At 43.6% G+C, this 26,714-nt stretch carries 26 protein-coding genes and 2 pseudogenes; 6 read left to right on the top strand and 22 right to left on the bottom strand.

The genetic code is table 11. The annotated features are described in order from the left end of the window. Nucleotides 1–28: 28 nt before the first annotated feature. Nucleotides 29–949 (top strand): chromosome partitioning protein ParB, encoded by a 921-nt coding sequence (locus GN241_13150; protein ID XAT58216.1) that lies wholly within the window; start codon nucleotides 29–31, stop codon nucleotides 947–949. Nucleotides 950–1,078: 129 nt separating this feature from the next. Here the strand turns inward: GN241_13150 and GN241_13145 are convergent, their stop codons facing one another. From GN241_13145 to GN241_13135, 3 genes are all read right to left on the bottom strand, one after another. Then, the gene (locus GN241_13145) at nucleotides 1,079–1,444 is read right to left on the bottom strand and encodes a hypothetical protein (GenBank protein XAT58215.1); all 366 of its coding nucleotides are present in this window, start codon (nucleotides 1,442–1,444) and stop codon (nucleotides 1,079–1,081) included. Between the two features lie 120 nt (nucleotides 1,445–1,564). Next, complete coding sequence (locus tag GN241_13140; GenBank protein ID XAT58214.1) at nucleotides 1,565–1,891, bottom strand: hypothetical protein; 327 nt, start codon at nucleotides 1,889–1,891, stop codon at nucleotides 1,565–1,567. Nucleotides 1,892–2,157: 266 nt separating this feature from the next. Beyond that, nucleotides 2,158–2,925: a hypothetical protein gene (locus GN241_13135; GenBank protein XAT58213.1), complete on the bottom strand. Its 768-nt coding sequence runs from the start codon at nucleotides 2,923–2,925 to the stop codon at nucleotides 2,158–2,160. A gap of 210 nt (nucleotides 2,926–3,135) precedes the next feature. Here GN241_13135 and GN241_13130 point away from each other — a divergent pair, with 210 nt between their 5' ends. The 4 genes from GN241_13130 to GN241_13115 are packed head-to-tail and all read left to right on the top strand — an operon-like array spanning nucleotide 3,136 to nucleotide 6,157. Continuing rightward, the gene (locus tag GN241_13130; GenBank protein ID XAT58212.1) at nucleotides 3,136–3,954 is read left to right on the top strand and encodes a hypothetical protein; all 819 of its coding nucleotides are present in this window, start codon (nucleotides 3,136–3,138) and stop codon (nucleotides 3,952–3,954) included. 48 nt (nucleotides 3,955–4,002) lie between these two features. Further along, a complete protein-coding gene (locus tag GN241_13125) occupies nucleotides 4,003–4,695 on the top strand; it encodes an AAA family ATPase (protein ID XAT58211.1) in 693 nt (230 codons plus the stop codon). Further along, complete coding sequence (locus GN241_13120) at nucleotides 4,695–5,426, top strand: hypothetical protein (protein XAT58210.1); 732 nt, start codon at nucleotides 4,695–4,697, stop codon at nucleotides 5,424–5,426. The genes GN241_13125 and GN241_13120 overlap by 1 nt, the downstream gene beginning before the upstream one ends. After that, nucleotides 5,426–6,157, top strand: a complete 732-nt coding sequence (locus GN241_13115) for a hypothetical protein (protein ID XAT58209.1) — start codon at nucleotides 5,426–5,428, stop codon at nucleotides 6,155–6,157. The genes GN241_13120 and GN241_13115 overlap by 1 nt, the downstream gene beginning before the upstream one ends. A 13-nt stretch (nucleotides 6,158–6,170) precedes the next feature. Here GN241_13115 and GN241_13110 read toward each other — a convergent pair whose 3' ends face one another. Together GN241_13110 and GN241_13105 are read right to left on the bottom strand one after the other, a co-directional pair. Beyond that, a complete protein-coding gene (locus tag GN241_13110) occupies nucleotides 6,171–6,374 on the bottom strand; it encodes a CopG family transcriptional regulator (GenBank protein ID XAT58208.1) in 204 nt (67 codons plus the stop codon). Between the two features lie 716 nt (nucleotides 6,375–7,090). After that, nucleotides 7,091–7,429 (bottom strand): hypothetical protein, encoded by a 339-nt coding sequence (locus GN241_13105; GenBank protein XAT58207.1) that lies wholly within the window; start codon nucleotides 7,427–7,429, stop codon nucleotides 7,091–7,093. Between the two features lie 357 nt (nucleotides 7,430–7,786). Here GN241_13105 and GN241_13100 point away from each other — a divergent pair, with 357 nt between their 5' ends. Then, nucleotides 7,787–8,353, top strand: a complete 567-nt coding sequence (locus tag GN241_13100) for a tyrosine-type recombinase/integrase (protein XAT58206.1) — start codon at nucleotides 7,787–7,789, stop codon at nucleotides 8,351–8,353. Here GN241_13100 and GN241_13095 read toward each other — a convergent pair. The 17 genes and pseudogenes from GN241_13095 to GN241_13015 form a co-directional block, all read right to left on the bottom strand. Further along, nucleotides 8,350–9,879: a hypothetical protein gene (locus GN241_13095; GenBank protein XAT58205.1), complete on the bottom strand. Its 1,530-nt coding sequence runs from the start codon at nucleotides 9,877–9,879 to the stop codon at nucleotides 8,350–8,352. The two genes, GN241_13100 and GN241_13095, sit on opposite strands and share 4 nt — an antisense overlap. 502 nt (nucleotides 9,880–10,381) lie before the next feature. Further along, nucleotides 10,382–10,531 (bottom strand): annotated as a pseudogene (locus GN241_13090) (UDP-glucose 4-epimerase GalE). Between the two features lie 24 nt (nucleotides 10,532–10,555). Beyond that, on the bottom strand, nucleotides 10,556–11,428 hold the full coding sequence (rfbA, locus tag GN241_13085; GenBank protein ID XAT58204.1) for a glucose-1-phosphate thymidylyltransferase RfbA: 873 nt from the start codon (nucleotides 11,426–11,428) through the stop codon (nucleotides 10,556–10,558). After that, on the bottom strand, nucleotides 11,425–12,273 hold the full coding sequence (rfbD, locus tag GN241_13080; GenBank protein XAT58203.1) for a dTDP-4-dehydrorhamnose reductase: 849 nt from the start codon (nucleotides 12,271–12,273) through the stop codon (nucleotides 11,425–11,427). The genes rfbA and rfbD overlap by 4 nt, the downstream gene beginning before the upstream one ends. Beyond that, complete coding sequence (gene rfbB, locus GN241_13075) at nucleotides 12,270–13,313, bottom strand: dTDP-glucose 4,6-dehydratase (GenBank protein XAT58202.1); 1,044 nt, start codon at nucleotides 13,311–13,313, stop codon at nucleotides 12,270–12,272. Before rfbB ends, rfbD begins: the two co-directional genes overlap by 4 nt. Further along, nucleotides 13,310–13,825, bottom strand: a pseudogene (rfbC, locus tag GN241_13070) (dTDP-4-dehydrorhamnose 3,5-epimerase). Before rfbC ends, rfbB begins: the two are co-directional and overlap by 4 nt. A 28-nt stretch (nucleotides 13,826–13,853) precedes the next feature. After that, the gene (locus GN241_13065; protein ID XAT58201.1) at nucleotides 13,854–15,071 is read right to left on the bottom strand and encodes a hypothetical protein; all 1,218 of its coding nucleotides are present in this window, start codon (nucleotides 15,069–15,071) and stop codon (nucleotides 13,854–13,856) included. Next, nucleotides 15,068–15,814, bottom strand: coding sequence for a hypothetical protein (locus GN241_13060; protein ID XAT58200.1), 747 nt, complete (start codon nucleotides 15,812–15,814; stop codon nucleotides 15,068–15,070). Before GN241_13060 ends, GN241_13065 begins: the two co-directional genes overlap by 4 nt. Continuing rightward, a complete protein-coding gene (locus GN241_13055; GenBank protein XAT58199.1) occupies nucleotides 15,811–16,533 on the bottom strand; it encodes a hypothetical protein in 723 nt (240 codons plus the stop codon). The genes GN241_13060 and GN241_13055 overlap by 4 nt, the downstream gene beginning before the upstream one ends. Beyond that, nucleotides 16,533–17,903: a hypothetical protein gene (locus tag GN241_13050; GenBank protein ID XAT58198.1), complete on the bottom strand. Its 1,371-nt coding sequence runs from the start codon at nucleotides 17,901–17,903 to the stop codon at nucleotides 16,533–16,535. Before GN241_13050 ends, GN241_13055 begins: the two co-directional genes overlap by 1 nt. Next, complete coding sequence (locus tag GN241_13045) at nucleotides 17,887–18,981, bottom strand: hypothetical protein (protein ID XAT58197.1); 1,095 nt, start codon at nucleotides 18,979–18,981, stop codon at nucleotides 17,887–17,889. Before GN241_13045 ends, GN241_13050 begins: the two co-directional genes overlap by 17 nt. Beyond that, nucleotides 18,971–19,657: a hypothetical protein gene (locus GN241_13040; protein XAT58196.1), complete on the bottom strand. Its 687-nt coding sequence runs from the start codon at nucleotides 19,655–19,657 to the stop codon at nucleotides 18,971–18,973. The genes GN241_13045 and GN241_13040 overlap by 11 nt, the downstream gene beginning before the upstream one ends. Nucleotides 19,658–20,081: 424 nt before the next feature. Beyond that, nucleotides 20,082–20,990, bottom strand: a complete 909-nt coding sequence (locus tag GN241_13035) for a hypothetical protein (GenBank protein XAT58195.1) — start codon at nucleotides 20,988–20,990, stop codon at nucleotides 20,082–20,084. Next, on the bottom strand, nucleotides 20,987–22,219 hold the full coding sequence (locus GN241_13030; protein XAT58194.1) for a hypothetical protein: 1,233 nt from the start codon (nucleotides 22,217–22,219) through the stop codon (nucleotides 20,987–20,989). Before GN241_13030 ends, GN241_13035 begins: the two co-directional genes overlap by 4 nt. Beyond that, a complete protein-coding gene (locus GN241_13025) occupies nucleotides 22,216–23,322 on the bottom strand; it encodes an NAD-dependent epimerase/dehydratase family protein (protein ID XAT58193.1) in 1,107 nt (368 codons plus the stop codon). The genes GN241_13030 and GN241_13025 overlap by 4 nt, the downstream gene beginning before the upstream one ends. Next, nucleotides 23,322–24,542 carry a glycosyltransferase gene (locus GN241_13020; protein XAT58192.1) on the bottom strand — a complete coding sequence of 407 codons (1,221 nt, stop codon included), beginning with the start codon at nucleotides 24,540–24,542 and terminating at the stop codon, nucleotides 23,322–23,324. The genes GN241_13025 and GN241_13020 overlap by 1 nt, the downstream gene beginning before the upstream one ends. Then, a complete protein-coding gene (locus GN241_13015; protein ID XAT58191.1) occupies nucleotides 24,539–26,713 on the bottom strand; it encodes a zinc-binding dehydrogenase in 2,175 nt (724 codons plus the stop codon). The genes GN241_13020 and GN241_13015 overlap by 4 nt, the downstream gene beginning before the upstream one ends. Between the last annotated feature and the right edge of the window lies 1 nt (nucleotide 26,714).

The following is a 26,714-nucleotide window of genomic DNA, read 5'->3' as shown; positions in this document are numbered from 1 at the left end:
GCCTCAATTAGTCACCATCGAACATTTGATGCCAAGCAAGAAAGTACCTGACGGTGTGATGACCACGCGCAAATTCAAACAGATCCTCTCTTCCATCAAAGAAATTGGATTGATTGAGCCGCTTTCTATAATCCCAACAGATGACCAAAACGAAACCTTCCTCCTACTCGATGGGAACCTACGCGTGCTCGCACTCAAGGAATTGGGCGAAGATCAGGCCCCTTGTCTTATCGCCAAAGATTTTGAGACCTACACCTACAACCATCGCATAAATAGACTGTCTACGGTGCAGGAGCACTATATGTTGCGTCGCGCAATCGACAAAGGTGTCAGCAAAGAGCGCTTAGCACGCGCGTTTAATGTCAATCTCTCAGCCATCAACACGCGTGTGAACTTGTTGCATGGTGTGTGCCCCCAGGCCGTTGAGCTCTTACAAGACCAACAGTTCAACCCAGAGGTCACACGTTTCCTGCGCAAAATGAAAGCTGCGCGCCAAGTGGAGGCCGTCGAGTTGATGATCGCCGCAGATAAAATCACAGGACCCCACGCTGAAGCCCTACTTAAGGCAACGCCGCCAGAACAGCGCACAGACACGGCGCCCTCCAAACCAGACATTCCTCAAGGAGATCCGTTAGAAAAGATCGTTAAATTGGAAAAAGAAATGAGCCAGGTGCAAACCAAGTACAAAGATGCAGAGGCCAATTACGGCTCAGACCTCCTTAATTTAGTCGTCGCGCGCGGGTATTTAAGCAAACTGATCTCCACACCAACCGTGAAAGATTACCTCACACAGAACCATCCTGATATTCTCGATACCTTTGAGCTTGTGGTGAATACCGTGAGCATGGACGAGGCCGTCAGCGGAGAAGGTCAAGATCCAGGTACAAGCTCAGACAGTGTGCATTCTGAAGACGATGACTCATCAGATGAGCCTTCGGACGATGAATAACAGTGAATGTGCTGCAAACCATTCTTGCTATGCCTGTCAGGCAACTGATTGGACAAGTCTAGAATGAATATATCTTCACAAAAATCATATATTTTTCATTATAAAACAGACACATGGCTGCGTTATTGCTCAACCCTCGTTTGCGCTCAATGCTCCAATAGGACGCACAGGCTTCACCTTGTCATAGTCGGCTTGTGAGATGCTGGTGCTGGTAGCTTGAGGCAAACCACTCACAGAGTCCTGCGGTTTAGGTGTGTTACGGGACTTTGGAATGGGAGGTGGCGCTGGTTTCGATAGCCCTATCCCCTTGCCAGACTTTGCAGGCTTTTTCTTCTTCACCTCGCCTGCCTTCAGCCTGCTATCGAGCTTGTTTGCCAAGAAGCTGGCCGTATTCGCAAAAGTCTTTAGATCATCGACTGCCTGCTCAATCGTATTGGATCCTGCAGACTTTTCGATCATGTCAATGAGGCGGCGCATTTCTTCACGATCATCCATGAGCAGCTCCTAGGTTTACATACTGGGGTGGCGCAAAATCACCACCCAGAACTGATAAGTACTTCCCTAGAAAAAACCGCAGTGCAAATTTTTTAGCTGCAAGACCCATTTCGAGCGCTGTCATAGACCCATCCTCTCGGGCTGCATCCACTTATGACGCGCTTTTTGGTCTAGGGCGCCCTCGCTTAATTTTTGATGTTTTCTTAGCAAGCGTGCCAGGGCTAGATGGTTGCTTTCTCCAGTCTGCTCAAGACGTTCTGCATAATAGCGTAATTTACTCGCAAAGGTTGAAAGTGCGTCTGCGCTTGGGTCAATGTTTTGAATGCGCAAAGTTCGCAGGTAACATTCACTTTTCCCAAGCCAAGCGCGGCAAAACTCCGTGGAATGCTGCACAAGTCCTGCAGAGATAAGTTCGCGGCGCGCTGTTTCTAAAATATGTCGTGACATCTAAAATTCCTCAACTGTTGGGCAGGAGGACCTGCCTCACAGTTATTTATCACTTAAACATCTGTTTTTATGAGGAATACACCTTAAAGGTGTGATGTGTTCTACTTATTGATGTGCGGGCAAACACTGCATGTTAACATGGCATTTATTTACAAGTGACCAAACAGTACTGTTTGAGCAAAGTGGGCAAACAGTACTGTTGCAAACACAGTGTTTGATTAGCGAACCTGTGGATAAAATGCACCCTAAGGTTGTTTATACTTGTTTTAACGGCCCACAAATTTTGGAAACTCACCCTTGCCGACATTCTCAATATACTGCCGCGCTGTGCGTAGATATCGACTGGTCTGATTGGCAATGCTTGTGCGCGCACGGTGATTGTGTGCTTTGACCTGCATCGCCTGTTTGGTCCGCCGTTCACCATATTTGGTCTCAGGCATAAGATTAGGCTTAAGCCCCGCTTTTACACCTAAGTCATATTTTGACATATCGGGATAATACAGGTGCAGATCCCAGAGTGTCAGTGTTTTGTACAGTGTGTGTGAAGAGACATTTTTATAGATTGGGTAACGTGCTGAGGAAGCACGCGTAGATTCATTATTTTTTAAAAGTGAATGTGCGCGTAAGTGCAGTGCTTTAGTCTCTTCGTGGATCTGATTGAAGGGTTTGCGAGGATCAAGCCAGTAGTTCAGGCCAATGCCTGCTTCTTCTGGCATTGCTTTATTCTGTTCTGCAAAGAGCAATTGATGACTTCGCCACCAAGATAAGAAGTCATTGCCAAAAACATTCCCAAAATCATTATAAAGCCACCCCAGTCTTCCATTGCCACTTTGGCGGCATGTGCGTTTGTATGCGGTGTTGCGCCGTAAGAAAGCCCACCACCAGTAATAAAGCGAGGCCATGAAGGCAGGTGCATCTTTATAGGGCGAATTTCTGGGCTCACGGAATCTCGTGCCTTTTAAATCGTCTATATTTGGCGGAGCTGTCATAAAGCTCAGTGGCGATTGCAGCTCAATGGTCGCGTCGTAGACCATAAAACCATCTCCTTCATGATGTATATGGTTTTAGTTTTTCAAGGTTCAAAGTCGATAGCGTGAGTCTCATTCTGTGCTTGTTTGAACCTACATGCCCGCAAATGACTGTTCACCTTAACTTTGTGTCATGAAGCGTCATCCAGCATCAGAGTTTGCAACCACCCCTGTGTTTTCAGGGGTTTCAATCAAATGTTCTGAAAGGAAAAACCAATGTCAGTTCAATCTCAAATTAAACACGACATCCATACGCGCCTCGAGCAAATGTCCGCCGCGCGCGTGGTCTGGGAAGAAGGCACAATGCGTGCCGCCACAACTGAGCTCTATGCAATCTTGGAGCAAATCTACGCACTTTATTCTGAGTTGAAGGCCGAAGTAGGCAAGCGTCGTGCCTTTGCCTCACTGCTCACAGATTTGGATCTAAAAATTCAGGCAAATACCAGCTTAGCACTGAAGGTCATTCGCTATGTCTTTGGTAAAGCAGGTCGGCGTGAGGACTCTTACGCCCGCGTGATTGCGATCGCCCATGACATGAAAGGTCCAGATCAAAGCTTCACCAGCTATGTGCAAGAATGTGGCGGCATTGAAGAGGTGCGCCGTGTTCCTAAGGCACAAAAAGCCAGCACAATGAGCAAGGATGATTATAAAAAGCTAGCGCTTGATGGCCTGGCAGAGGTCCAGGTCGGGGTCAGCACATTTGAGCTTCCTACCTTCATTCAACCAAATACAGACTATGAAGAAGATTATGCGGTTGCTCTTGTGCGCTGTCACGATGATGGCACAGGTACAATTGTCTACGGTTGCAACGAAGCAGGTGTCATTGACGCAGTCCTAGTATCTTCCGGCAAAGATCTGGATCAACGTGCCCAGGATAGCAAAGCGCAGGTTGATGCTGGTGATCTTGCAGAACGACGTGCACGCGATGTCCGCGAATTTACCTCCAAAATGATCACTGTGAGTTCAATGCCGAATGCCTCGATCAATGGAACAGCGATACGCACAAATGGCGCGACAGCTCCACATTATGGCTAAATTAAATTTCAACGGGCGGCTTCAAGGTCGCCCTTTTCCATTTTTCTCATGGAGGCAAACATGTCTTTTGATCTCAAACATCTTCCATCAACTTTTGAGGATCTCGTTATTGCCGATCCGCTCAACGCAGGCATCATACAGCAATACTGTACTGCTATACCCTCAAAGCCCCTATTACTCGTGGGCCCACCTGGCGCTGGAAAGACGGAAGCCGCGCGTGTCATTGCCCAGACATACTTCAAAACCAAAAACATCCAGAACATGACCTGGGAATTCAATGGGGGAAGTTCAGGGAAAGACCTGCAGTCACAAATTATGGCAGAGACTAATTTCCAGCTCTTTGGCAACTCAGATAAAGCTCTTGTGGTGATCAATGAAATCGACACGCTAGATCTTCGCACGCAGCAACCCTTGTTTCGCGATTTTATGGACGCAAAGCGCTCCTACATTCGCTTCATTGCCACCACCAACCACAAATCGCGGATACTCGGTGCCATCCTAAGCAGGTTTCGCGTTGTAGATCTTACCCCACCAACAAACCAAGACTGGGTGCCTCGTGCAAAAGCTATTCTAGAAGACGAAGGCATGTCGCCATCCACTCAAGACGTTGCACTCATGCTGCAGAGTTTTAAAGGCAGTGCTCGAGATTTGATCGATTTGTTGGAGGAGACCGTGATCGGATGGCGCACTGCACAGTCACCGGCGCCAATCACATCACATTCTTCAGGGAGGGCACTCTGATGAAAGATTTATTTGACGAAAAAGGTCTCTACGAGCTGGAGATGTCGCCTGAACAAACTGATTTCTTATGGTTTCTCGATCAGTGTGGATTTGATGTAAAGGTTCGCGCACTACGACACACTGACGTTTTTGATCGTGTGCGCGGTTTATTAATGCACAAAAATGAGCAGGAAAATCTAGCTCTCGAGTCGAGTCTCCATCACAACTTCCTATTAGACGGATACTCTAGAAATCCTTCCCCTGGACACCCAGCCGTGCGAAGGCATTACAATCGCTTCTGGGGGTATAAATTCCCCAGCAATCAAAAGAGCAATTTAATTCATGTAAAATTGCGCCAAATTGAAGCCGGCTTCACACCCGTACTTCCACATGAAAAACTTACTTTGCCAAAAGGAGTGCAAGATACGGGTAGCAAACGTGCACTCATGCTGATGCTCGCATTGCCCGACAGTATCACTGACCGCTATAAGGAATGGGCACAAAACCTGTGCTTTATTGATCAACTTTTAGAACTGAAGCCGGACTACAATCTATTGCATGAGTTGCGCGACGAATATCATGCAGAGTTTCTGAAGCTCTATAAAAGCGAGCTCAGGTATGCCAAACAGCCAGAGTATGGTAGGCGTAAGAATGGGGAAGCACTGGCGTTTTACAAAAAGCTCTTCAAGTTTCAGTATCCGGTAAAGCGCGATATTATTCGGTGTCTTTGTGAAGCAAAGCTGAACGCGTGATGGAACATAATTCAGACAGAAAGGCTTTTGAGGCTTGCATTGTAGAAATCGTGCAATGCTTAGCAGGTCTGTGTGATACTGAAATTGGTATCCACACTGATCTTAACCAGATTGCATCTTTATCTGATCAAGAAGAGAGCCAAATTCTAGGCTATGAAGTCGCACCAACGCCTCAGCATTTTCAATTTGATTGCGATCTCGTTCCCATTGAAGCCGCATATTTAAAGCATAAAGAATATGACCATTATGTGGCGCGTGTCGGGGTGCGCATTCATCTACCTAGTCAGATTGAAAACATCTTGCGTGCGCAGTTCTCAAGCAGCCTCATGGACCAAGTTGATTACGCGCTCACAGGACATTCAGATCTAGAATTTGAGATGGTATACGATGGTCTCTTAGTCTGTTTTTTAACAACGGGATTTGATAATTTTACTGTTGATGGCATGACAGATACGATGTTGCGGCATTCTTATGCGCAAATTGTACAAGACCTAGACCCTGTTATGCCATGGCTCAAGTTTGCGAGGTTTCTCTCACAACAGCACTATAACCGCGAGCAAATGGAAAATATCCAAAAACGACTGCCCAGTATTCTCGACAATGCGCTGCAAAACAAGGGCATTGCAGATGCACATGTGTTTACGCTTTGTGAACTCAGTGGATCATTTGATCCAGCGCTGCGCTTATTCAAAAAGCGTTATGGTGATCTGTTTGCAGATATTTCTGGTTAGTAATTAAGGAAGATTACAACTCAATATCCGTTGAAGGTTCATCCCTCCGAGCGTCAAAATCCGCGATATCTTCAGCATCTTCAGCCAAAAGCAGATACACAGCTTCATGGACAATATCTGAAACTGAACAATCATCTTGCGCTGCCTTTAACGTTAATTTTTTGTAAAGATCGGGCTCTATATCAATAGTAACCCGCTTTGACAGTTGGCTGGTCATATGTACCTCTCAAAACTAAAAAATTATAACATGATTGAATTCGCCCTCATATCACTGATTTGATACAATTTACCGCATTTGAGCCGGTTTTCTGCGTCTCGTGATAAATAAACGTGTAGGATGGAATAGTTGAACATGCCTCACACATATCGGTAACAGGCTCTATGCATTGGAAGATGCCCCAGGAAGATCCGAACACAGGTCACGCTGTGGCGGTGGATGTTAGGGACGCCCAGCAGTTTATGCCGAGCTGCTAATAAAACAACTGGCGCTTTTTGTCGTATAGCGCCCAAGCAAGAAAACGGCAGGAGTGGGAATACAAGGCTCAAATGAGAACCCCACGCCCGTGTCCACGGTTTGTCATGGCTTTGGATGCACTAGGGTGCGTTGCTGAAAAGGTAGCGCGTAAAGCTGACAGAGTAACCCCAGCTTCCTGTAACAAGGTTGTGCTCATGACAGACGGTAGCAACTCGGATGAGGTCATCGTCATACCAAGGCCGCAGTAAGCCTTGGTATGACTACACAATCTGGATGAGATCCCACTTATATAAATTAACAATCACAAAAGCTGTTTGAGCTTATTAAGTTTGAAATACATGACTGAAGCGGTTTGTGATTGAGCGCAAGCGAATGAACAAACAGCGATAGTCAGCTCGGCGAAGCTGAGCTTGATAGATGACAAATACTATAGGGTTGGAACAGCTCTGACTAAATGATCAGCGCGTTCTACGATCAGCCACATGCATGATGGCATCCAAATAACCCTGTACACTACCACAATCAAAGCGGCGTCCATTGAGCGTGACGGCTTCCACTGCATCTTTCGCGGCCTGTGTGTTGATGGCATCTGCCAGTTGGATTTCCCCACCCGCTCCTGCGGGTTGATTGCGCAGAATAAGCGTATCAATGCCCGCAGCAATCGCTTCCTCAGCCGCATACTGGATCAGAGGTTTGTCCACGATAGGCAGTAGCTCTTTGGGCATGGCTTTGGTCGCGGGCAAAAACCTTGTACCAAACCCTGCGACGGGGAAAACTGCTTTGCGAAGCTTCTGCATTTGGGGCCTCATTATTTTAACCTTAAGTATCCTGTGCCATCTATGATTATTTGAACATAAGTTCAATGCTGTGTGGGTGCCCGGATGAGCTGGACGACAGCGTCCATAATCTCATGTTATCTATATTTCATGAGATTATCGCGTAAGTTTTTGATTTTATTGATGTATGCAGCGGCGCCTCAAGTTGCGTCAAAATCAAATCTCACGATTTGTATTTAATCCAAACAAAACATGAGATTTTGGCCGAATTGGCCTTTTAAAATAAAGTAATTTGAGGGACAGAAACCGGTCGCCCAACCCAAACCTCAGACTTTATAGTGTTTATAGCGAGAAGATGAGATTTGAGGGTATTACGCCATGAGACATGCACAGACACTGAATGAAGCCCAGTTTCGCAAAGTTCTGCACTACTGTCGCACAAGACGACACGCCAATCGTGACACGGCAATTTTTATGGTGAGCTTTTTTGCCGGGCTTCGTGCTAAAGAAATTGCAGCGCTCAAGTTGGGGGACGTGTTTGACGCCGACGGTCGAGTGCGTGAACAGTTTACGCTTGAGAGCGACCAAACCAAGGGTGGGCAGCGGCGCAGCGTGTTTATCAACAAACGTCTCGCAAAAGCATTGGACGACTATGGCCTGGATAAAAACTTTAGCAATTTAGAGCGTCCTTTGTTTGAGAGCCAAAAAGGCGGGCACTTCTCACCAAACACAATGTGTCAGCTGTTTTTGGACATTTTGAAAAACTGCGGCTTTAAAGATGCCTCAAGCCATTCAGGTCGCAGAACCTATATTACCAGATTGGCAAACAAGGGAGTGGGTGTGCGCTTGCTGGCTGCACTTGCGGGGCATTCTCATATCTCCACCACACAAAGATATATCGATGTAAACGCAGACCAGATGAAAGAGGCGGTGGAGCTGCTTTAACTCAGCAGTTTTATCATTGCATCCTCTGACAGGCGTCCGTCTTCAAAAGCTGTGAGCGTGCGCAAGCGTAGGTCTTCGGCAAGTTCAAACCCACTGCGCTCCGCTCCAACAGTAATCAGCAGGGCTTTTTCTGAGAGCTTGCCAACATCAAAGAGATCGAAAGCTTTCTCATGCGCTGATGTTTTAGGGGCAGCGGGCTGATCTGAAGTGCCTGCGGCTTGTGCCGGCACTGTTTGATTGGCAACTGGCGCTTCTTGCAGCTCTCGGTCGCCCTCGGCTTTTGTTGTCGCTTGCTGCGGCTCTGTGGCGGTCTTTGCTGCGTTACGCTGTTCTTGCTGATCACGCCCTGAATGCAGTCCTGGGTTCATGAATGGCGACAGCTTTGAGTAGAAACGGTCCAACACGCCGGTGCTGTTGCCCATCTGCCTGCTGAGAGCGTGGGTGCTGATGCCGCGTTGAAGATCTAATGTGGCGTAGAAATGCCGCCAGCTGTAAAGCGTTCGCTTTTTACCATCGGCGCCATAAACGATTTTGAGAGATTTAAGCAGCGTTTCAAAGTTGCGCGAGAGATTGGGCCGCGCTGCCCGCTCGCCATAGCGGGTGACAAATACATAGTCTTCGCATTTGCTTTCAATTACTTCATCCAGCGTTTTGCCTTTGAGATTGGGATTGAGCTCTAATTGGCGCTCAAGGGGCCTTATAGCGCGATCCCGCGCAATCAGGGGCCGCTGACCCGTCTTGCCTGCCACAAACAGCCCAAGATAGGTCTGATCCTCTTCTTTGATCCACAGCAGGTTTTTCCACTTGAGGTTCAAAGCCTCAGTTCCATGCCGCATGCCGGTGTTGGCAAGAACCAGCACGTAGTTCCTAAGCACTTCACGCGTGGCCTGAGTATTGGGATTGTCAGACGCCTTATGAAACGTCCGCAGTGCCTCATAGATAGTTTTGTATTCTTCTTTGGTAAAACTGCCACGGCTTTCGGTCTTGATACCGTCATTGATGGGCTTGGGTCGAATGGCATGTGTGATCCACCCACGCTGTTCCGCTTCATCTAATACACGGTTCAATGCCGTGTTGTGTGTGTTGATGGTGCTGTGATGCGCTTTGCGTCCCAGCTGTTCTGTGCGCCACTTGCCAAAGTCCACCAGAGCTTTGGCATTGATATTGGCTACATCATATGAACCGAAGAACGGAATGAGATACTTATCAAGGGCAGTGATGTAATCTTTGTAGACGATGTGACCGCTGCCAGAGCGTAGTTCTTCTTGCATCCTGTCTCGTGCAAATTCTGCCACTCGACGAAACTTGCGTGTGCTTTGCGGCAGGTTGTTTTTGAGACGATCTTCAGATGTGTAGAAAAACTTCATCGCGACTTCTGTGGCGCGTTCTATGCTTTCTGTCTTGGTCGAAAATCTATGCCAAGAGCCATCAGCCAGTTTAACCCGTGCTTGCCACTTTGCACTGCCAGGCCTTGTATCCAGTCGAATGTGTTCGCTGACTTTGATGGTTCTCTTGGTCTCCTTCATAACCCAAGTGTACGATCAAAAGTCTCAAAGGAAAACGAAACTTTGCGTCTGTGATTACTGAGTTCGCAAAATCTTTGCTGGCAAACAGCAGAAAAGTGCCGTGCGAGCACAAATTGCTGGCAAACACGGTAAGTGCAATCACTGTGTTCAACACGGTGATTCTGCGCACACATACGCAGAAAACTGTGTATCGACTGTGTATGAGATAATTGTGAGGAAAAAAGCGGCTAAGTGCTTGATTTTATTGGAGGCGGGTACCGGAATCGAACCGGTGTACACGGATTTGCAATGAAATAAGTGTCTACAAATTATTGTTTTTAAACAGCTAAATTATCCAAATTTTCGGTGTGTATGAAAACGTGTAAAACCGCGTGCTACGCCAAAGCAATAATTGTGTGTTGAACACTGTGATTGTGCCTGAGGAGTATTTCAAATACTCTAGGAAATACATTTGAAATACAAAGGTTTCGAACACCCCAATTATTGTAAAGCTCACTGGCCGCTATTTTTTGTAGCCACCGGTCTGATGCCAGCGCCATGCGTCTGTGATCATCTGTTTCAGGTTGGACCGATCAGCCGACCAGCCCAATTCTGTCTTTGCGCGCAGCGACCCTGACACAAGTTTCGTGCAATCCCCAGGGCGGCGCGCACCATGGGTGACGACTATATTTTTTTGTCATCGACATAAGCCTAATAAATATTGGCCATACTTATTTTTGCCAAACAGCTCTGCACGTTTACGCAACTGATCTCTACTGATCCAATCAAGTTGATAGGCCACTTCATCCGGCGATCCGACTTGCAGACCTTGGCGTTCGGTCAGGGTGCGGACGAAGTTGCTGGCGTCTAGTAGGGATGCGTGGGTGCCTGTGTCCAACCACGCATAGCCGCGGCCCATTTTTTCGACGCGCAATGTGCCATCGGTTAGATAGCTTTCCAGTAAGGATGTGATTTCCAATTCCCCACGTGCTGATGGCGTGACCTGTCTCGCGCGTTCTGGGGCCGATCCATCGACAAAATACAGCCCCGTCACCGCATAGTTTGATGGTGGGACCTCGGGTTTTTCAATGATGGTCTTCACCGTACCATCAGCGTCAAAATCCACCACGCCATAGCGTTCAGGGTCTGACACGTGATAGCCGAACACAGTCGCGCCATTCTCTTGTGCATCCGCTGCCGCCAAAACCGGTGGCAGGCCATGGCCAAAGAATATGTTATCACCCAACACCATGGCCGATGGTGCGCCATCCAAGAAATCCTCGGCCAGGATAAACGCCTGGGCCAGACCATCTGGGCTGGGTTGTATTTTGTACTCCAGCCGAATGCCCCACTGGCTTCCATCGCCCAACAGGCGTTGGAATTGGTCCTGATCTTGGGGTGTTGTGATGATCATAATTTCGCGGATGCCCGCCAACATCAACACCGTCAGCGGGTAATAGATCATCGGTTTATCATAAATAGGCAACAGTTGTTTCGACACCGCTATCGTAAGCGGATACAGCCGCGTGCCGGATCCGCCCGCCAGAATAATGCCTTTGCGTTGCGTCATTTTGTACCCTCTAACTCCTGTAATATCATGTTCAATCCATCGCGCCAATCGGGGCGTGGAATGCCAAATGCCCGTTTTGTTGCGCCGCACTCCATCCGCGAATTCAGCGGGCGTTTGGCGGGCGTGGGATAGTCGGTCGTTGGAATGGGAGTGACTGTTACTGCCTTGCCCGTCTGTTCAAAAATCGCCCGCGCAAAATCAGCCCATGAGACATCTGGCGCGCCGCTGTAATGATAGGTGCCAGATTTCGACGGATCCGCGATCAGCTGTTCGGCGATCTGCAAACAAGCCGCTGCAATATCGCGCGAAGGTGTTGGCCCACCGATTTGATCCGCCACGATATTGAGCGTATCACGCGTGTCCGATAGGCGCAGCATGGTTTTGACAAAGTTCGACCCATGGGCCGATACCACCCAAGAGGTGCGTAAAATCGCATGTACGGTACCGCTGTTGCGAATGCCAATTTCTCCCGCCAATTTACTGCGGCCATAGGCATTTTGCGGCGCGGTTGGGTCATCGGGCTGCCAAGGCGCGTCACCCGTTCCCGCAAACACATAATCGGTTGAGATATGGATCAGAGGGATGTCCAGTTCATCACAGGCCTGCGCCATTGCTGTGGGCGCATCGCCATTGATGATTGTGGCCAAGGCCTCTTCTTCCTCGGCCTTATCCACAGCCGTATAGGCCGCCGCATTGATCACAACCCGTGGCGCATAGGTGCGAATGGTATTAGCACAGGCCGCCGCATCAGATAAATCTGCCTGATCCCGACCCAAAGCTACCACGTTACCAAGCCGCTGCAACTCTGTCGCCACTTGCCCGGTTTTACCAAAGACAAGGATCATGATTTCGTGCCCAAGCGTTGCCCAACACCGGTACGGTTCAACAGGGGCTGCCACCAGTTTTCATTGTCCAAATACCACTGCACGGTTTTTTCTAAACCTTCCTCAACCGTCACGGATGGGCGCCAGCCCAGTTCATCGCGAATGCGTGCAGGGTCAATCGCATAACGCGCATCGTGGCCTGGGCGATCCGTGACAAAGGTGATCAAATCGGCATAGCTGTCCCCATCGCGTGGGCGCAGGCGATCCAAAATGCTGCACAGCGTTTTAACCAGCTCTAGGTTCGTGCGTTCGTTTTCGCCGCCGATGTTATAACTGCGGCCCACAGCGCCCTTGGCCAAAACCAACAGTAGAGCATCTGCGTGATCCTCAACATACAGCCAATCGCGGATATTCCCGCCGTCCCCGTAAATGGGCAGCGGTTTGCCCGCCAGTGCGTTCAGGATCACCACGGGGATCAGCTTTTCCGGAAAGTGATAGGGGCCATAATTGTTCGAACAATTCGTTAGCACCACCGGCAGGCCGTAGGTTTCATGCCACGCGCGAACCAGATGGTCTGAACTGGCCTTGGACGCGGAATAGGGGCTGCGCGGGTCATAGGGGGTTTCTTCGGTAAACATGCCCGTCGGGCCCAGCGATCCAAACACCTCATCCGTGCTAATGTGATGGAACCGGAACGTATCGGGTCGGCCTTGCGCCTGCCAATAACTGCGCGCAGACTCAAGCATGTTAAAGGTGCCGTTGATATTCGTTTCGATAAAATCCGCAGGTCCGTCGATGGATCGGTCCACATGGCTTTCAGCCGCTAGATGCATCACTGCATCGGGGGTATGTTTGGCGAACACAGCGTCCAGCCCCGTACGGTCGCGAATATCAACCTGTTCAAACGAATAATTGGGATGATCCGCAACACTGGCCACATTGTCCAAACAGGCTGCATAGGTCAGCGCATCGACATTCACCACCTGATGTCCCCGCGCAATCGCCAAACGCACCACGACGGACCCAATGAAGCCCGCCCCACCGGTTACCAGTATTTTCATGAATTTTCACCATAGACAAAGGGGCTGTCAAAATCTGCCAAGGCCGGCGCAATCGCGTCCTTATCACTTAGGATCGGACCGACCGACAGGGGCCAGTCAATTCTACAACTGTCCCAACGCACCGCCCCTTCGGTTTCGGGGGCGTAATAATCGGTGCATTTGTACACGATTTCGCTGTCCGGTTCCAATGTCACGAACCCATGCGCAAAGCCAACCGGCACATACAGCTGATGACCGTTCTCTGATGTCAGTTCGTACCCTTCCCATTTCCCATAGGTCGGGCTGCCACGCCGAATATCCACCGCCACATCAAATATAGCCCCATGTCCACAGCGCACCAATTTCCCCTGTGCAGCGGGGGGCGCCTGAAAATGCAACCCTCGCAACGTCCCAACCGCGTGTGACAGTGAATGATTGTCTTGCACAAATTCAACATCTATCCCCATCTCTGCATACCGACGATGGCTATAGGTCTCACCAAAAAATCCACGTTGATCGCCATGGCGGGGGGGGTGATTCTAGTTGGGTTTAGCATCAAAGTTACTTTCTAAAATTCCATACGTGTGACAAAGTTCTAGGAGAAGACAACAACAAGAAGCCATTGCACAATACCCTATATCTTTTTGAACCAACTACCCGTACTGTAAGGTTCACGAAAATTCGCATAAGTTTTATCACAACTCCTTGTTCTTCTTTCTGCGCTAAACTTGCTTTTACGGTGGTGTCTCTGCCCAATAGGTTATGCCGTTTGGCAAAACGGATCAAATCGCTGTCATTGAACGGGTCGATCTTATTGCCGTTTTCTTTGTAGTAATCGAGGTAGGCAATCCTCAATGGTGCGCCTATCTTTTCACCAGTTTCAAAATAGTCATACGTGTAATTGCGAGATGTATACGATGCCATATTCAGCGTTTTCGCATTCAATAGTTCTGCGTATTCTCTAAATAACTCCAGAACTTCATATGTTTTATCCTGATCACGCACGGAGCCTCGGTTTGTAATACAATGAGGTTCGGCAGAATTAAATGAGCTTATGTGAGCAAAAAAGAGTGGATCACCATCGATCATATAAACGCCATCTACTATACGTAGTTTATTAAAGCGCTCGAACGCGTTCCAATAAGCAAAGTTGTATATGGGACTGCGCAAAACTTTGAAACAGTCAAAAAAAGCAAAGGCAACATTTAACCACTTTTGATCCGTCGATAGACCAAATTGCGTCTCAAAAAAGCACTGAAAAGTACAACGTTTATCCCACCAATCTAAAAACTCTTTACTTTGTTCACAAGTTCTCACCGCAAAAAAGCCAAGATTAAAAGCGCCGAACCTCATAAGTCCTACATCATCGTTCCACACATCTGATTGCTCAGGTGAGTTAAAATGCGGGGTGAGCAAAACGCTGGATTCACCAAAGTGATGTTGTAACTTATTCGCATCATCATAGAGAACAACATCTGGATCAAAAAAGTAAACATAGTCATGATTTTGGCAAAAATATTTTGTCAGGCGTGGTTTCAATGCAGTCGTCAACTCAACAACATCATAAATCATTGCAAGGTGTTGGAAATCTAGGAAGCCAAATTCTTCCGCAAAAAGTATCTCCGCACTTGAATTTAATTCTAGATCCGAAAATTTCTTTCTACTTTCGAATAAAACAATTTTTAGCTCTATTTTGCTAGTTTTTAGCATGGATTCTGCTAACACTAACGCTCTAGGTAAATAAGCGATATTACAAACTGTGAATGCACAAGATTTCATTTTTTTAACACCATCGACATAAATTGTTTAACATTGAAGCTAAGCCAGCTTTTAAAAAAATATTTCATAAACCAAAACCTTTTCGAAAATGCAGATCGAAAGATCAACCTTGCAATGCTTACGTTGAACTCCGCGTAACGTCTTAAAGGATAGATCCTCCATCTCACTCCCCACTTTCCAATTTTTTCATCAGCATGATGTACAAGAAGCCTTTCACGATCATAAATCAGAATTTTTCTACCGCGAACGTCAGCAGACAAACACCAAGCATAGTCTACACATTCAACGAATAGTTTTTCATCGAAGTTAGGCAAAAACATGTCTAGCTTCAATATTAGACCACTATTGATGAATATGCGTTTCTGCGTGGTTGAGGAATGATTGTTCAGCAAAAACATCCCTGATGCGTCGTTATTTTCGCTTAGAAGTGAAATCGGCTTAGACAACGCTCGATCTACATCATATAAATCTACTGATAGACGCGTATCCTGGTCCAAAATCAAAACGTACTCAAAGCCCTTGGCGCTTGAAATTCCAATTAGTTTATTATATGCGGCGGCGAGGCCTACATTGCGGAACTCTTCGTCTCTGTAAACATTGAGCATTCCGTAACATACACCACCCAAATTACCGTTATCCCAAACAATCACAGGAATATCATTTGCTTCTAAATTTTTGAGGTGACTTATATCTTCCTGTGTTGGCTTGTATAACACTGTCACTACGCAGAACTTGTGCTTCATAAAAAAGCCTTATTCAATTGCCGAATAAACCTCTGCTTCAGCTTTAATTGTTTTCCATCATGAGTGCCGGAGGTACTAAAACACAAATTCCTTATTCTTTGTTCGTTAACTGGGCTGATGAAGTGAGTTACATTACTTTCTGCTAGAGCACTTTTAACATGTAGCTGATCACGTTTTGGTCCTTGCAGGTATTTCGTCCACCAAGACATCGAGAAGGCCTTAGATAAGCTATTGTTCTTCATATAGATTAAATTACATTCAGGTAAACGCGTGATTTTATAATCAACAGCTACATAATTGAGCAAATTCAAAGCAAACGGTAGGAAAAAGTGCCCCGCTCTAGCACATTCTAGGAATTCCTCAATGAATGTTTCTCTCGCCCAGTGCCTGTAAAAACCAACGTCTACATCAGAAAATTCTTCAAAAATTACTTCCGGAGAAGAAATAACGGTTACATTTGAATCGATATAAATTGACTCCGTCAAATTCGAAGGCAAATATTTCCATGGATGAAATTTCACACTCCTGTTCAAAACAGCAGCATTTTGTTTTTCAAGATCAATATATTGTCCTATCCAACCGTGTTTGGATAAGTTTTCAGAAAAAAATTTTGACGGATTATTATGAAAATAAACAAAACTTAGTCCTTCAAAACTACTTACATTTCCACTTAAAAATGAATCGTATCCTCCGAAATTAGAAGTATAAACATATTTCATTATTTAAACCTAGAATTGATCCACAAGCAGAGCACATACACCTGAAATATTACCGATGACTCGTAATGCAAAGGGTCTAATTCACGATCACAAGATTTTGCCATCTGTTTAATTTTTGACAAGTTGATCAGTTGGCACTCACTGATCTCCGCTATAATTAAATCTAAGTTGACATAGACAAATTTTGAAATATTCAAAGAAAATCCCTTTTTTTGCGTAAAATCACAATCAGGTAATTCCTTCTGGAGCAAATCCAGTAAATGCTGTTTCGGATTTTCTTCATGATTTTGATCAATAAGGGCATTTATGACGCTGACGTCAAGAAAAGGAAAAACCACCTTTTTGACAAAAGCTGATTGTAGCCGCACCTTTTTTAGGTGCTGTTCGTTCGCCGCTAATGTGCATACTACATAAGACTTGATTTGGGATAGTGAAAACCTTGAAAGATCTTTTTCCACACTGTTCCATTTACTATGCGGAGGATTTTCAAACTGCACAATTTCATTCACATCGTGAGGCGTAGTCCTTGAAAGCATAAAGCGTTCCAGAAGGCTTCGACCAACATAATTTTTAAGCCTTGATCTAAATAGCCGTCCTACTAAGCGCCAGAAAAACTGGTATTTAAAGAAAAAGTGGAGAAAATGATCGCGTTTGTTTGTGGCAATTCCCAGATATTGATCATTGCCCCCACCGTCAATTAAGATGTCGTTTTTGGAGATTACATTATTAAACAACAACCAGGGATATTGTAAAATTACAAAGTCCGAAGCTGGCTCGCTCAACCTAGAAAAATATTCCCGCAAATAAAGCACAAACGCATCAGACATTCTGCCCAACTCTTCTAGCTGAATATGATTAAAGCCAAGATCTGTGCACAACCTTGCCGCAAAAACACTCTCATCGTTTAGTGCAATATCAGATTTAATTGTGACGCACTTAATTTCTTCTCGCAGATTTGCTTTGGCGGCTGCACACAAGAGCAAATTGCTATCTTTCCCCGAACTTAGCATCAAGACAGCTTGGTTGCCTGACACAGAACTAGCTAAATTATTCGCAAGTAAGTCTAAAACGTTGTCCTGTTTCAAAAATGAGCGTTTAGAATGCCACCAAGTCCTAAACTCGTTACGCCTCATAACAATTTTACCTTTTGAAATACATATTTCGTCATTGGCGGCGCACGTGAAAATATGCCGGTAAATAGTATATGGAGGAACTACGATACCGTTTCTCAAAAAATGATATAATGCGCTTTCATCCAAAATTGGCTTGATACCGATCTCATCCATGTACGTTAGACAGTTATCTAATGATCTGAACTCGACTAAAGTAGTGTCACAAGACAAAAAATAGTATTTATTCTCTAAATTCATTAGCTAAATACTTCTTCAGTGCCTGTACATATATTTCTCGTAGCGACGCACAAGTCATGATATTCAATTTGTGGGCCACAGCATTGTCGTGAACGAAAATTTTTCTAAATTTTGAACTTGAACCAAGCAATCTGGAGCCCCTAAAAAATTTTGGGAATAAAATATGGACTAACATTGAGTCAAATCTGTCATTTATCCACTGTGACCAGTAAGCGGAGAATTCGTATTCATCTTCTTCAATTCTTTGAATTTCGGATAGTTCCCGAGCAATCATTTCTTCATCCAGGCAGTCTTCCTCTATTGGAATATACTCGAGCTGGTAAGACCGTATATCATTGACATCAAGAAGCAAACTAGATCGCACGCTATCAAGATAGGAAGTAGCAGGTCTTCCGAAATTCTTAAAATAAAAATTTCCCAGCCCGTAGCATGTTAATTTTTCATCTCTTGTAAAGGTTCGAGATATTTTATGACTATGACTGTAAATTACGGCGTCAGCTCCTAACTCCATCAGCCGTAAGCAAATATCTTTCTGTTCAGCACTCGGCACCGCACTATGTTCAACCCCGCCATGTATGAACAAAATTAATTGATCATTTTTATTTTTTACATCGATAATTTTCTTTGCCACTTTCAAATGATCAAACGTGGTCAGTGAATCGAGTGCATCACATCCAATTTCGTTTTCACATACATTCAGAACACAAATTCCGGACCTGTCCGTATTTGAAAAAAAATATTCTGAGCCTGGTATATTCACTCCAATATATCTTTGGTTCTGCTCTCGGAGAATACGCAGGCATTTTTCTAATCCATCACGGCCATAGTCCATAGTATGATTGTTTGCCAAACACCAAACTATCTTATCGCTGCCTCTGAAATCAATCTTTTCAGAAGCCCTTAAATGTGGGCCGAATTTCGAAATCTTTCCCTTTTCCGAAAGCACGATCGGAGCCTCTAAATTTGCAAATATGATATCCGCTTTTTTATAATTATCCGTATTTTTGATAATGGTAAAAAACTCATCGAATTCTGATTGGTTTGTAAATACACAATCACCAATAAAATTAATTTTCATATCTACTCGACTTTACTGAAAAATGTAATCCAAGCCAAAACCACCACAGAGCTGTCTCAGTCACGACACTACCGAGCATAAACACTATATTGTAAGTAAAAAACATAAGATCCAATGTATCAAAAGCTCGTCGCCCATGGAAAACCGAAGCATATAAAAATGTCATCATAAAAAGTAAGAAGCCTACTAAGCCATAATTCACAAGGACCTCTATAACGGTGTTATGCGAATAAATACCAAGGGCGTTGTTCTTTTCGAAACCCATCAGACCAAAGCCAAAAAGAGGACGCTCTGCAATTAGTTCCATCCCAATAGTTACAAACGTCTCTCTTAAACTTATACTCTGCTCTTGAACCGCGCCCGAAATGAAAAGATACTGGATCAGCGTTGCCATTCTTTCAAAAAATCCACTGAAAAGCTCATAGTAGTAATAAATAAATGGCACAAACAAAAGACATCCGAAAAATACAGCGCCCAAATTCCCTTTGTGTATCCTTCCAACAAGCCAAGGTACCGAAACAACAATAAACTTCCTAGAAAAAGTAAACAACACTGTAACTATTGAAATGAACGAATAGCCCAAAAGCTGCCTAGAACTTGTATTGTGGTTAGCAACAGAGCATAAATAAAAATAAAACAACACAAAACTGCCAAAATAGTTTGGATTTATCTCCAAAACTATCTTCCTTACCAAGATAAAATTATCAACAAATACAATCAAGTATATTGTGCCCAATATCAACATCGAGATTAACGAAAAGCAGCTGTTTTTCAAATGACGAAGCAAACTTAGCCGACGTCCGAATAATATTCCCCAAAATACAGCAAATGGCGCGAAACTAAACCAAATTAAATTACCAGTGTAAAATTCATCCTTTTCAGACAATATGTTTCTGCAAAACATGTAGAGGAAATACAGGAATAAAATTAAAAAAAAGTCTAATTCGCTTCTACTAATTTTATAACTTCTATCCCGAAAAACCAAATTTAACGGCCAAAAAATGACCACGCATATAATAAATAAAGCAGTATACTTATTACCTACGGAACTGACGGGAACAACGAAAAAAATTGCAGATACAACAAAAACCCAAAACCTATTATATGTATTTTTGGATAAAATATTTGGCATCCTTTAAAACTGATACTGGCGAATTTTTCAAGATGAATAGCGTCGCCGCGATTAAGACTAGAGCCAAATTTTGCTTTTTATAACGATGATAAAGAACATATATGCTTTTGGCTTGATGAAACGTTTTTTTAATTTGTAATATATGTTTTCCAGTACTCGACAATCCCCCAAGATGTACACAGGGAAGTCGACTACTTTGGAAAATTGTTACATTCAACCTTTTCGCTAAAGTACCAAGCACAAATTCTTCGTTATATAAAAATATATCACTTGGCAATGGGGGACGTATCGTCCAGCGCGACATGTTGAACATTAACGCTGCTCCAGAAGGTACTTCGACCAGACTTCCATTTTCTACGATTTGAGCAGACTTCCGTTCACTCTGTGTACCAAAAACTATCTCACGAATTAAGTTTGTAACTGACTTAAGTTTTCGATAAAGGTTCCCATCGAGCTCACCATTTCGATCAAGTATTGCAAATGATCCGATAGCCGAACCGTTTTTATCTATATCAGAACCCATTTCTGATATGCTCGGAGCATTGAATACGAGGTCACTGTTTAAACAACATACAAACTTTAGTCCATGGCGCGCCAAGTAACTCAATCCAACATTATGCCCACAAGAAAATCCAATGTTTTTATCATTTCTTATTACTTTCAGCTCGAAATTATTTTTTAAAATATAAAATTCATATTTCTTAAAAAGTATCTTCCTAATTTCATTTTCATTAGTCGTACCGAAATAATCTTTTGTCGATAGCGAACCATTATCAATGATCACAATGGACAAACTCTGTTCAAAATCCAAAATACTTTTTAAATTTCTCTCCGTAGCGTGCCAATCTTCAAAGTTCAAAATAACAACACCAATCATAACCACATCACTCCAAGGGCAAGTGCTGATAACCATATCATAGCGAGGGTTTTGCTCACCTGGTAAAAGTGGGAATGCAAGAGATATTCCAGCATGGACTTAATAATCATACAGCCCATTAATCCATTGATTCCAAATATAATTCCAAAGGTTGGGTAAGTAAAAACCATGTACAGTATCATTAATGCGTCTATTTTCATAAGATGGTTAGCATTAGTATGTACGATAGAAAAATTGTAATAGTAGACATTAAATCCAACAAAAAAATAGTATATAGAGAGATATCTGGCGATATGGATCGCCGCTTGGTAATCTTCCGAAATCCAGCTGCCATAATCAATTTTAGTTACTGCTAAAAATATAACAAGGATTAACGAAAACGATACGTGGGGACCATATAAAAACTTTATAAAATCAGGAGTTCGCATAAATGAAAACTTCTTGTAACTTAGGCTAGAGTGCACCGTAGGAATAATTGTCGCCTTTTCGACGACTTGATTAGCTAGCATGTACGGCCCAAGAGCTCCAGGAACAAACATAGCCATCATAGCTTTATCAAAGTATCCACTTACGATGTTGCTGAAATAAGAAGAAAAACTCGAACTACTTTTAATTATCAATACTTTATACCACACCCAAAGACGCCGTCGTTTTATGTAGTGTGGAGAAATAAAACTAAACAAAATCATACACTTAAATAAACCCGAAACAAAAATAATTAGGTATATATTATTCGTGTAAAAACTCATCGGAAGTGTGGTTAGCGTTGTAGTAAGAGTGAGCAGAAAATTTAATAGAATGTATTGTCTATTTTTCTCTTCGCTTTGCAACCTAAGCAACACACTCCTTTGCAACAAGGACGCAACTAAAATTGGATAGAGCCAAAAAAATGTTTCAACAAAGCTCTCACCGAAAACAATTGAAGTTAACTTGCAAACATCAGCCAATAAAGCAACCAGAAATAACCAAATAGTTAATAAACAAACTGAGGCGATAATAAGCCTAAATACTCTGATTGAATTTACATGTGCTGCACTAGCTGAAAGCTTTTTTACTAAAAATCTACTGGACCCCATATCAAATATGTAAGCATATCCACATGTAACACTGAAGAATGTTAGTTTTCCATAACTCTCCAAGCTTAAATTACGTAGCAAAAACGGTATCGCAATAAGCGAGATAATAATTGAAATCACATTCAAAGTTATCCCGCTATAGAGCTGTTTCATTTTTGCAAAGCTGAATTCATACCTGGCGGAAAATCGGCTTGAGCCTGAATTAGATCCCAGTTTTCTTTGAACCACTCCATGTTCTTTTCAAGTGTGTCTTCAAAGGATTCTACTGGTTTGTAGTCAATCAGTTTACTCGCCTTTTCGATAGATGCCAGTAGCCGCGGTTTGGTATCCCACTTGCGTCGAGGCATAAAATTAGGCGGAGTGTCGTTCCCACAGGTTTTGTTGACGGCTTCCATCATATCTCTGATTCTTATTTCTCGCCCAGCCGCCAAATTGAAATTTTCTCCAATTGCGTCCTCATAATATCCAGCTTTTACTAATCCCTGAACTAAATCGTATACACTTGTGAAATCGCGAGTTTCGCTTCCATCTCCGGTAATAGGCAAAGATCTACCCAACATCGCCCAATAAACAAAATTTGGAATTACGTTTCTGTACTGTCCCGGGGCTTCTCCTGGCCCAAACGAGTTGAAAAAACGACAATTTACTGTTTTTAATCCGTAGTGATGATTATAAAAATTGCAATACATCTCCCCAGTCATCTTATTAATTTGATACGGAGTTGTAAGATGCATGGAAATAAAATCTTCACTTAAAGGTAGTTTTGGGTATGAACCGTATATTGCGCAGCCAGACGACGCATAAACAAACCTATCAATACCTTTAATTACAGAATAATCTAGCAACCGCGCAATACCGACAACATCTACATCTGCTGACTCTGTTGGGTAGTCTACCGAATTCTGGTTTGCAAAAAAGGCTGCTAGATGAAAGACAATGCTAATATCGCGCTTAAAGATACGATCCAAGCTCTGGCTACTACGAATATCACCAGATATGAAAAGTACATTTGACATATCCGGTACATTCCACGGGTCTTTACCCTTGGATGCCGTCAGATTATCAAGCACAATTACTTTACCTCGTTTGCCCACAAGGGATGAAAGTGCAATCACCAGATTGCTACCAATGGCACCCGCTCCACCGGTCACTAGGATCTCACGATTGTTGTAATAACTTGAAATCTCTGGGTCTAACTTCCAGCGATCAATACTCGATAGCATGTGCTCAATTCGAGTAGAAAATATTTGCTGCATTACGGCACCCTCTTGTTTATCTCTTCTAATAACCCATTTACGACTACGTCGATCACAAAGTTCTCTCTCGCATATGTATAGCCAGACTGGCCCATAGCTTTAAACATTTCGTAGTTGGATACAAAATCTAAAAAAGAACGTCCGATTTCTTTAGCGCCAATACCAGCAACCGTTGTTGCCCCACACTCAGCTGACGCAACCAGTTCATGCGCGTCGCTTTCTCTATTCAAAACGCAAAAAACGGGCACTTTTTTCTCCATGTAACCCAGAATTTTTCCTGGCACTACGGGTGTTTTATTAAGTTCAGACAAAAAGACTGTGCCTAATTGACATCCTGAAAGAACTTTTTGGTACTCATCTGGGCTTACAAAGTCTTCAAACTGAATGTTCGAAAGCTTGTATGCCTCTGCAAGACTTTGAATCTTTTTTCGTTCGGCACCGTCACCCAACACTAAAAAATGCCATTCAGGAGCGTCAACTTGTATTGTGTTAGCTAACTCAATCAAGTTATTCAGTCCTTGAGCGGGTCCCAATACGCCAGCGAAAATTGCGATTTTTTTATCACCAGCTATCCCATATTTTTTCCGAACATAAGCTTCATCTTTATATGATGTATTTTCAAACTTTTGCCAATTGTGCATTATGATAGATTTTCCGGAAAGCTCATTCATAAATTCTTTATTAGCAAGTTCGAGATTACTTTGGGAATGAAAGGTAACCAAATCATTATGCTTGTAACAAAAACGTTCAATGTAGCGAAAGAATTTTATAAGCAGAAAGTTTTTCAGAATACCTAGGTCAATAGCATTTTGCGGGAAAAGATCCTGAACATTAAGTACGGTGGTCTTAGCGAACCTTCGTTTGAGGTATGCGCCAAACAAGCCTAGCGTCAACGGCGGTGAGTAAATAATTACTAAATCATAATTTCGATTCAGGTGTTTCTTAAATCCTTTGTAAAAGTAGTATGGCATCAAGAGCTGAGATATACCTCTAATCACATAGGGCACATTATGGTGTTCCAAAACCTTAATGCGAACAGGCTCAGACACGCCCGCATCATCCTTAAACACGGATTTTTTATCAATGTTATACTTTGCTTCAGTCGTTATTACGTCTGTTTCAAATCCGAGATCCACTAAATGGGTCCGCAAATCATAAACCAGCTTGGATGCTGACCTTATCTCTGGTGGGTACGAGTCGCTTACGAGAAGGATTTTCATATTGAATTCCCTGCTAAAATATCTTCAACAGCAAAGCAAACTTCCATCACTTTACATAAATCATCAAACGATTGTTCTTCCGTTTTACCATGCATCAAATCGACAAATTCTTTGGTTTCTTCGAAATATCCAATATCTTGCCCCAGCGTTTTCTTTGTAGAAGACTTTCCATTACCAAATAGGCGCGTTTTTGAAAAATTGTCGATATGAGCACTATATCCGGAACCAAAAATATAAATATTTTCACGGCTCAACCCTCTATCGCCATTGGCGTAGTAGGAAAGATTACAAACAGCGCCGTTGTCCATTTTACAAACAACTGTCATATTATCTTTGACTATTTCCCGGTCATCAGCTCCATTAATTGGCACTACAGTCACGCTTTCGATTCTGGCACCGGTGATATACTGAAAAAAATCAAAGAAGTGACACATTTCACCTACTATTCTACTGCGGCCTTCCTTCTTTTCAAATACCCAATGATCACGAGGTACAAAACCGGCATTGACCACATAAGTGACATTCGTGATGCGGCCAGACGCGAAAAAGCTTTTGACCCTCTGTGTATGCGGAGAATACCGTCGATTATACCCAACCATAATACTAAAGTCGAAATCCTCTTTTAACGACCTCAAACCTTCCAGTTCAGAACGGTTAGTTACCATTGGCTTCTCGACAAGCACGTAACGATATCCCGCTCGAACAGCTTTTTCAATATAACTATAATGCAGAGAATGTCGCGTAGCGATCACTAGTGCGTTTGTATCTGGCACGTTTGCAAACAGTTTTTCAGGGTCACTGACATTAGAGTGGAACCGAAATTTATTTTTAGCTGAGACACTGCTAGACTGTGTTCTTGTTGCCAACCGATACAAATGTACGTTTTTATTTCTAGACAAGTTTGGTAACAATGCGGATCTTGCGAATTGCCCCGCACCAATCATATCCACTTTAATTTCACCTTTGTAAGCAAGAGGCTGACTATGCTTACTAAACTTTAACAAGTCTTCACTAATTTTCTTTGTATCGTTTTTCTCTAATTTATTCTGATCACTTTTAGAATAGTATATTACCGGCGCCAATCCATGATAGGTTCCTTTAATTATACTATCATAAAGTGATATTGCATCATCAACATATGTATAGCTGGATATAAGTGAACTCGGGTCAATCTTCCCTTCTTGCACCAAACGAAAGAACTCTTTCAGATTTCGTTTCTGAGACCACCTCGCGTATTGTATCGGTAAATCGATACCTTCCTGTTCATATAACTTATCTAACCCACCTGGACCACCAGCACGCGACACAATAAGCTCAATTTCCTTATGCCAAAGCTCGTTACGATCTGGATGTATATCAACAACACCGGTCACAACAATTTTTCCACCATTACGTGTGCTTTCTATAGCATCTTCAATAGGTACATTCGACTGTGTTGCAGCTGCAATTATTGTGGCGTCTCCTCCGGCACCGTTAGATAAATTGTGTAAACATTTTGTATAGGCTTGTCGGTCCGAAAAAACATTATCGAAACCAAATGATTTACACATTTCAATTTTTTCAACATCTGGATCAAAGCCGACAATCTGAAAACCATAGGCTACAAGTATTTGAGCAGTCAATATTCCCAGTAAACCTAACCCTATCACTCCAATCACAGAGCCGGGTTGTTGCGCACTGCATCTTACTCCATGCATAGCGATTATTCCAAGCATGCCGAAAGCAGCACTGTCCCCGATTTCACTATTGAGTTTCAGACACATCATTTCAGGCGCAACGATTATACTAGAATGTGAAGCTATATCCGCGCCAATAACAGCGACAAAATCGCCAGGTTTGATTTCTTCTACATTTTCGCCGACACGTATCACTGTTCCGCAGGCACTATACCCCAACGGAGTCAGTTTTTCCAAACGGCCTAATACATCTTTGTAAGTCTTGCTTATGCCCTCAGTTTGGACTTTCTCAATAACACGTTTGACTAAATCTGGACGAGCCTTTGCTTTTTGAAATAAGTTTTTCTTAGCTAGTGTGGATATTGATTTTTCAGTTCCCACACTAACCACGGAGCTGCGAGTTTGTATAATTATTTCATTTTCATTGCATGCTGGCACTTTAATGTCGATTAACTGTAATTTCCCGTCTCGATAATTCTGTACGATTGTTTTCATA

This window comes from Rhodobacteraceae bacterium IMCC1335 (assembly GCA_039640495.1).
Taxonomy (GTDB): Bacteria; Pseudomonadota; Alphaproteobacteria; order Rhodobacterales; family Rhodobacteraceae; genus Thalassovivens.
This window is presented reverse-complemented; position numbering and strand designations above follow the sequence as displayed.

Coding starts and splice junctions, on each gene's coding strand:
- GN241_13150 (XAT58216.1), top strand. CDS start 29: ATGCCAAGCAAGAAAGTACCTGACGGTGTGATGACCACGCGCAAATTC.
- GN241_13145 (XAT58215.1), bottom strand. CDS start 1,444: ATGGATGATCGTGAAGAAATGCGCCGCCTCATTGACATGATCGAAAAG.
- GN241_13140 (XAT58214.1), bottom strand. CDS start 1,891: ATGTCACGACATATTTTAGAAACAGCGCGCCGCGAACTTATCTCTGCA.
- GN241_13135 (XAT58213.1), bottom strand. CDS start 2,925: ATGGTCTACGACGCGACCATTGAGCTGCAATCGCCACTGAGCTTTATG.
- GN241_13130 (XAT58212.1), top strand. CDS start 3,136: ATGTCAGTTCAATCTCAAATTAAACACGACATCCATACGCGCCTCGAG.
- GN241_13125 (XAT58211.1), top strand. CDS start 4,003: ATGGAGGCAAACATGTCTTTTGATCTCAAACATCTTCCATCAACTTTT.
- GN241_13120 (XAT58210.1), top strand. CDS start 4,695: ATGAAAGATTTATTTGACGAAAAAGGTCTCTACGAGCTGGAGATGTCG.
- GN241_13115 (XAT58209.1), top strand. CDS start 5,426: ATGGAACATAATTCAGACAGAAAGGCTTTTGAGGCTTGCATTGTAGAA.
- GN241_13110 (XAT58208.1), bottom strand. CDS start 6,374: ATGACCAGCCAACTGTCAAAGCGGGTTACTATTGATATAGAGCCCGAT.
- GN241_13105 (XAT58207.1), bottom strand. CDS start 7,429: ATGCAGAAGCTTCGCAAAGCAGTTTTCCCCGTCGCAGGGTTTGGTACA.
- GN241_13100 (XAT58206.1), top strand. CDS start 7,787: ATGAGACATGCACAGACACTGAATGAAGCCCAGTTTCGCAAAGTTCTG.
- GN241_13095 (XAT58205.1), bottom strand. CDS start 9,879: ATGAAGGAGACCAAGAGAACCATCAAAGTCAGCGAACACATTCGACTG.
- rfbA (XAT58204.1), bottom strand. CDS start 11,428: ATGACGCAACGCAAAGGCATTATTCTGGCGGGCGGATCCGGCACGCGG.
- rfbD (XAT58203.1), bottom strand. CDS start 12,273: ATGATCCTTGTCTTTGGTAAAACCGGGCAAGTGGCGACAGAGTTGCAG.
- rfbB (XAT58202.1), bottom strand. CDS start 13,313: ATGAAAATACTGGTAACCGGTGGGGCGGGCTTCATTGGGTCCGTCGTG.
- GN241_13065 (XAT58201.1), bottom strand. CDS start 15,071: ATGAAATCTTGTGCATTCACAGTTTGTAATATCGCTTATTTACCTAGA.
- GN241_13060 (XAT58200.1), bottom strand. CDS start 15,814: ATGAAGCACAAGTTCTGCGTAGTGACAGTGTTATACAAGCCAACACAG.
- GN241_13055 (XAT58199.1), bottom strand. CDS start 16,533: ATGAAATATGTTTATACTTCTAATTTCGGAGGATACGATTCATTTTTA.
- GN241_13050 (XAT58198.1), bottom strand. CDS start 17,903: ATGAATTTAGAGAATAAATACTATTTTTTGTCTTGTGACACTACTTTA.
- GN241_13045 (XAT58197.1), bottom strand. CDS start 18,981: ATGAAAATTAATTTTATTGGTGATTGTGTATTTACAAACCAATCAGAA.
- GN241_13035 (XAT58195.1), bottom strand. CDS start 20,990: ATGATTGGTGTTGTTATTTTGAACTTTGAAGATTGGCACGCTACGGAG.
- GN241_13030 (XAT58194.1), bottom strand. CDS start 22,219: ATGAAACAGCTCTATAGCGGGATAACTTTGAATGTGATTTCAATTATT.
- GN241_13025 (XAT58193.1), bottom strand. CDS start 23,322: ATGCAGCAAATATTTTCTACTCGAATTGAGCACATGCTATCGAGTATT.
- GN241_13020 (XAT58192.1), bottom strand. CDS start 24,542: ATGAAAATCCTTCTCGTAAGCGACTCGTACCCACCAGAGATAAGGTCA.
- GN241_13015 (XAT58191.1), bottom strand. CDS start 26,713: ATGAAAACAATCGTACAGAATTATCGAGACGGGAAATTACAGTTAATC.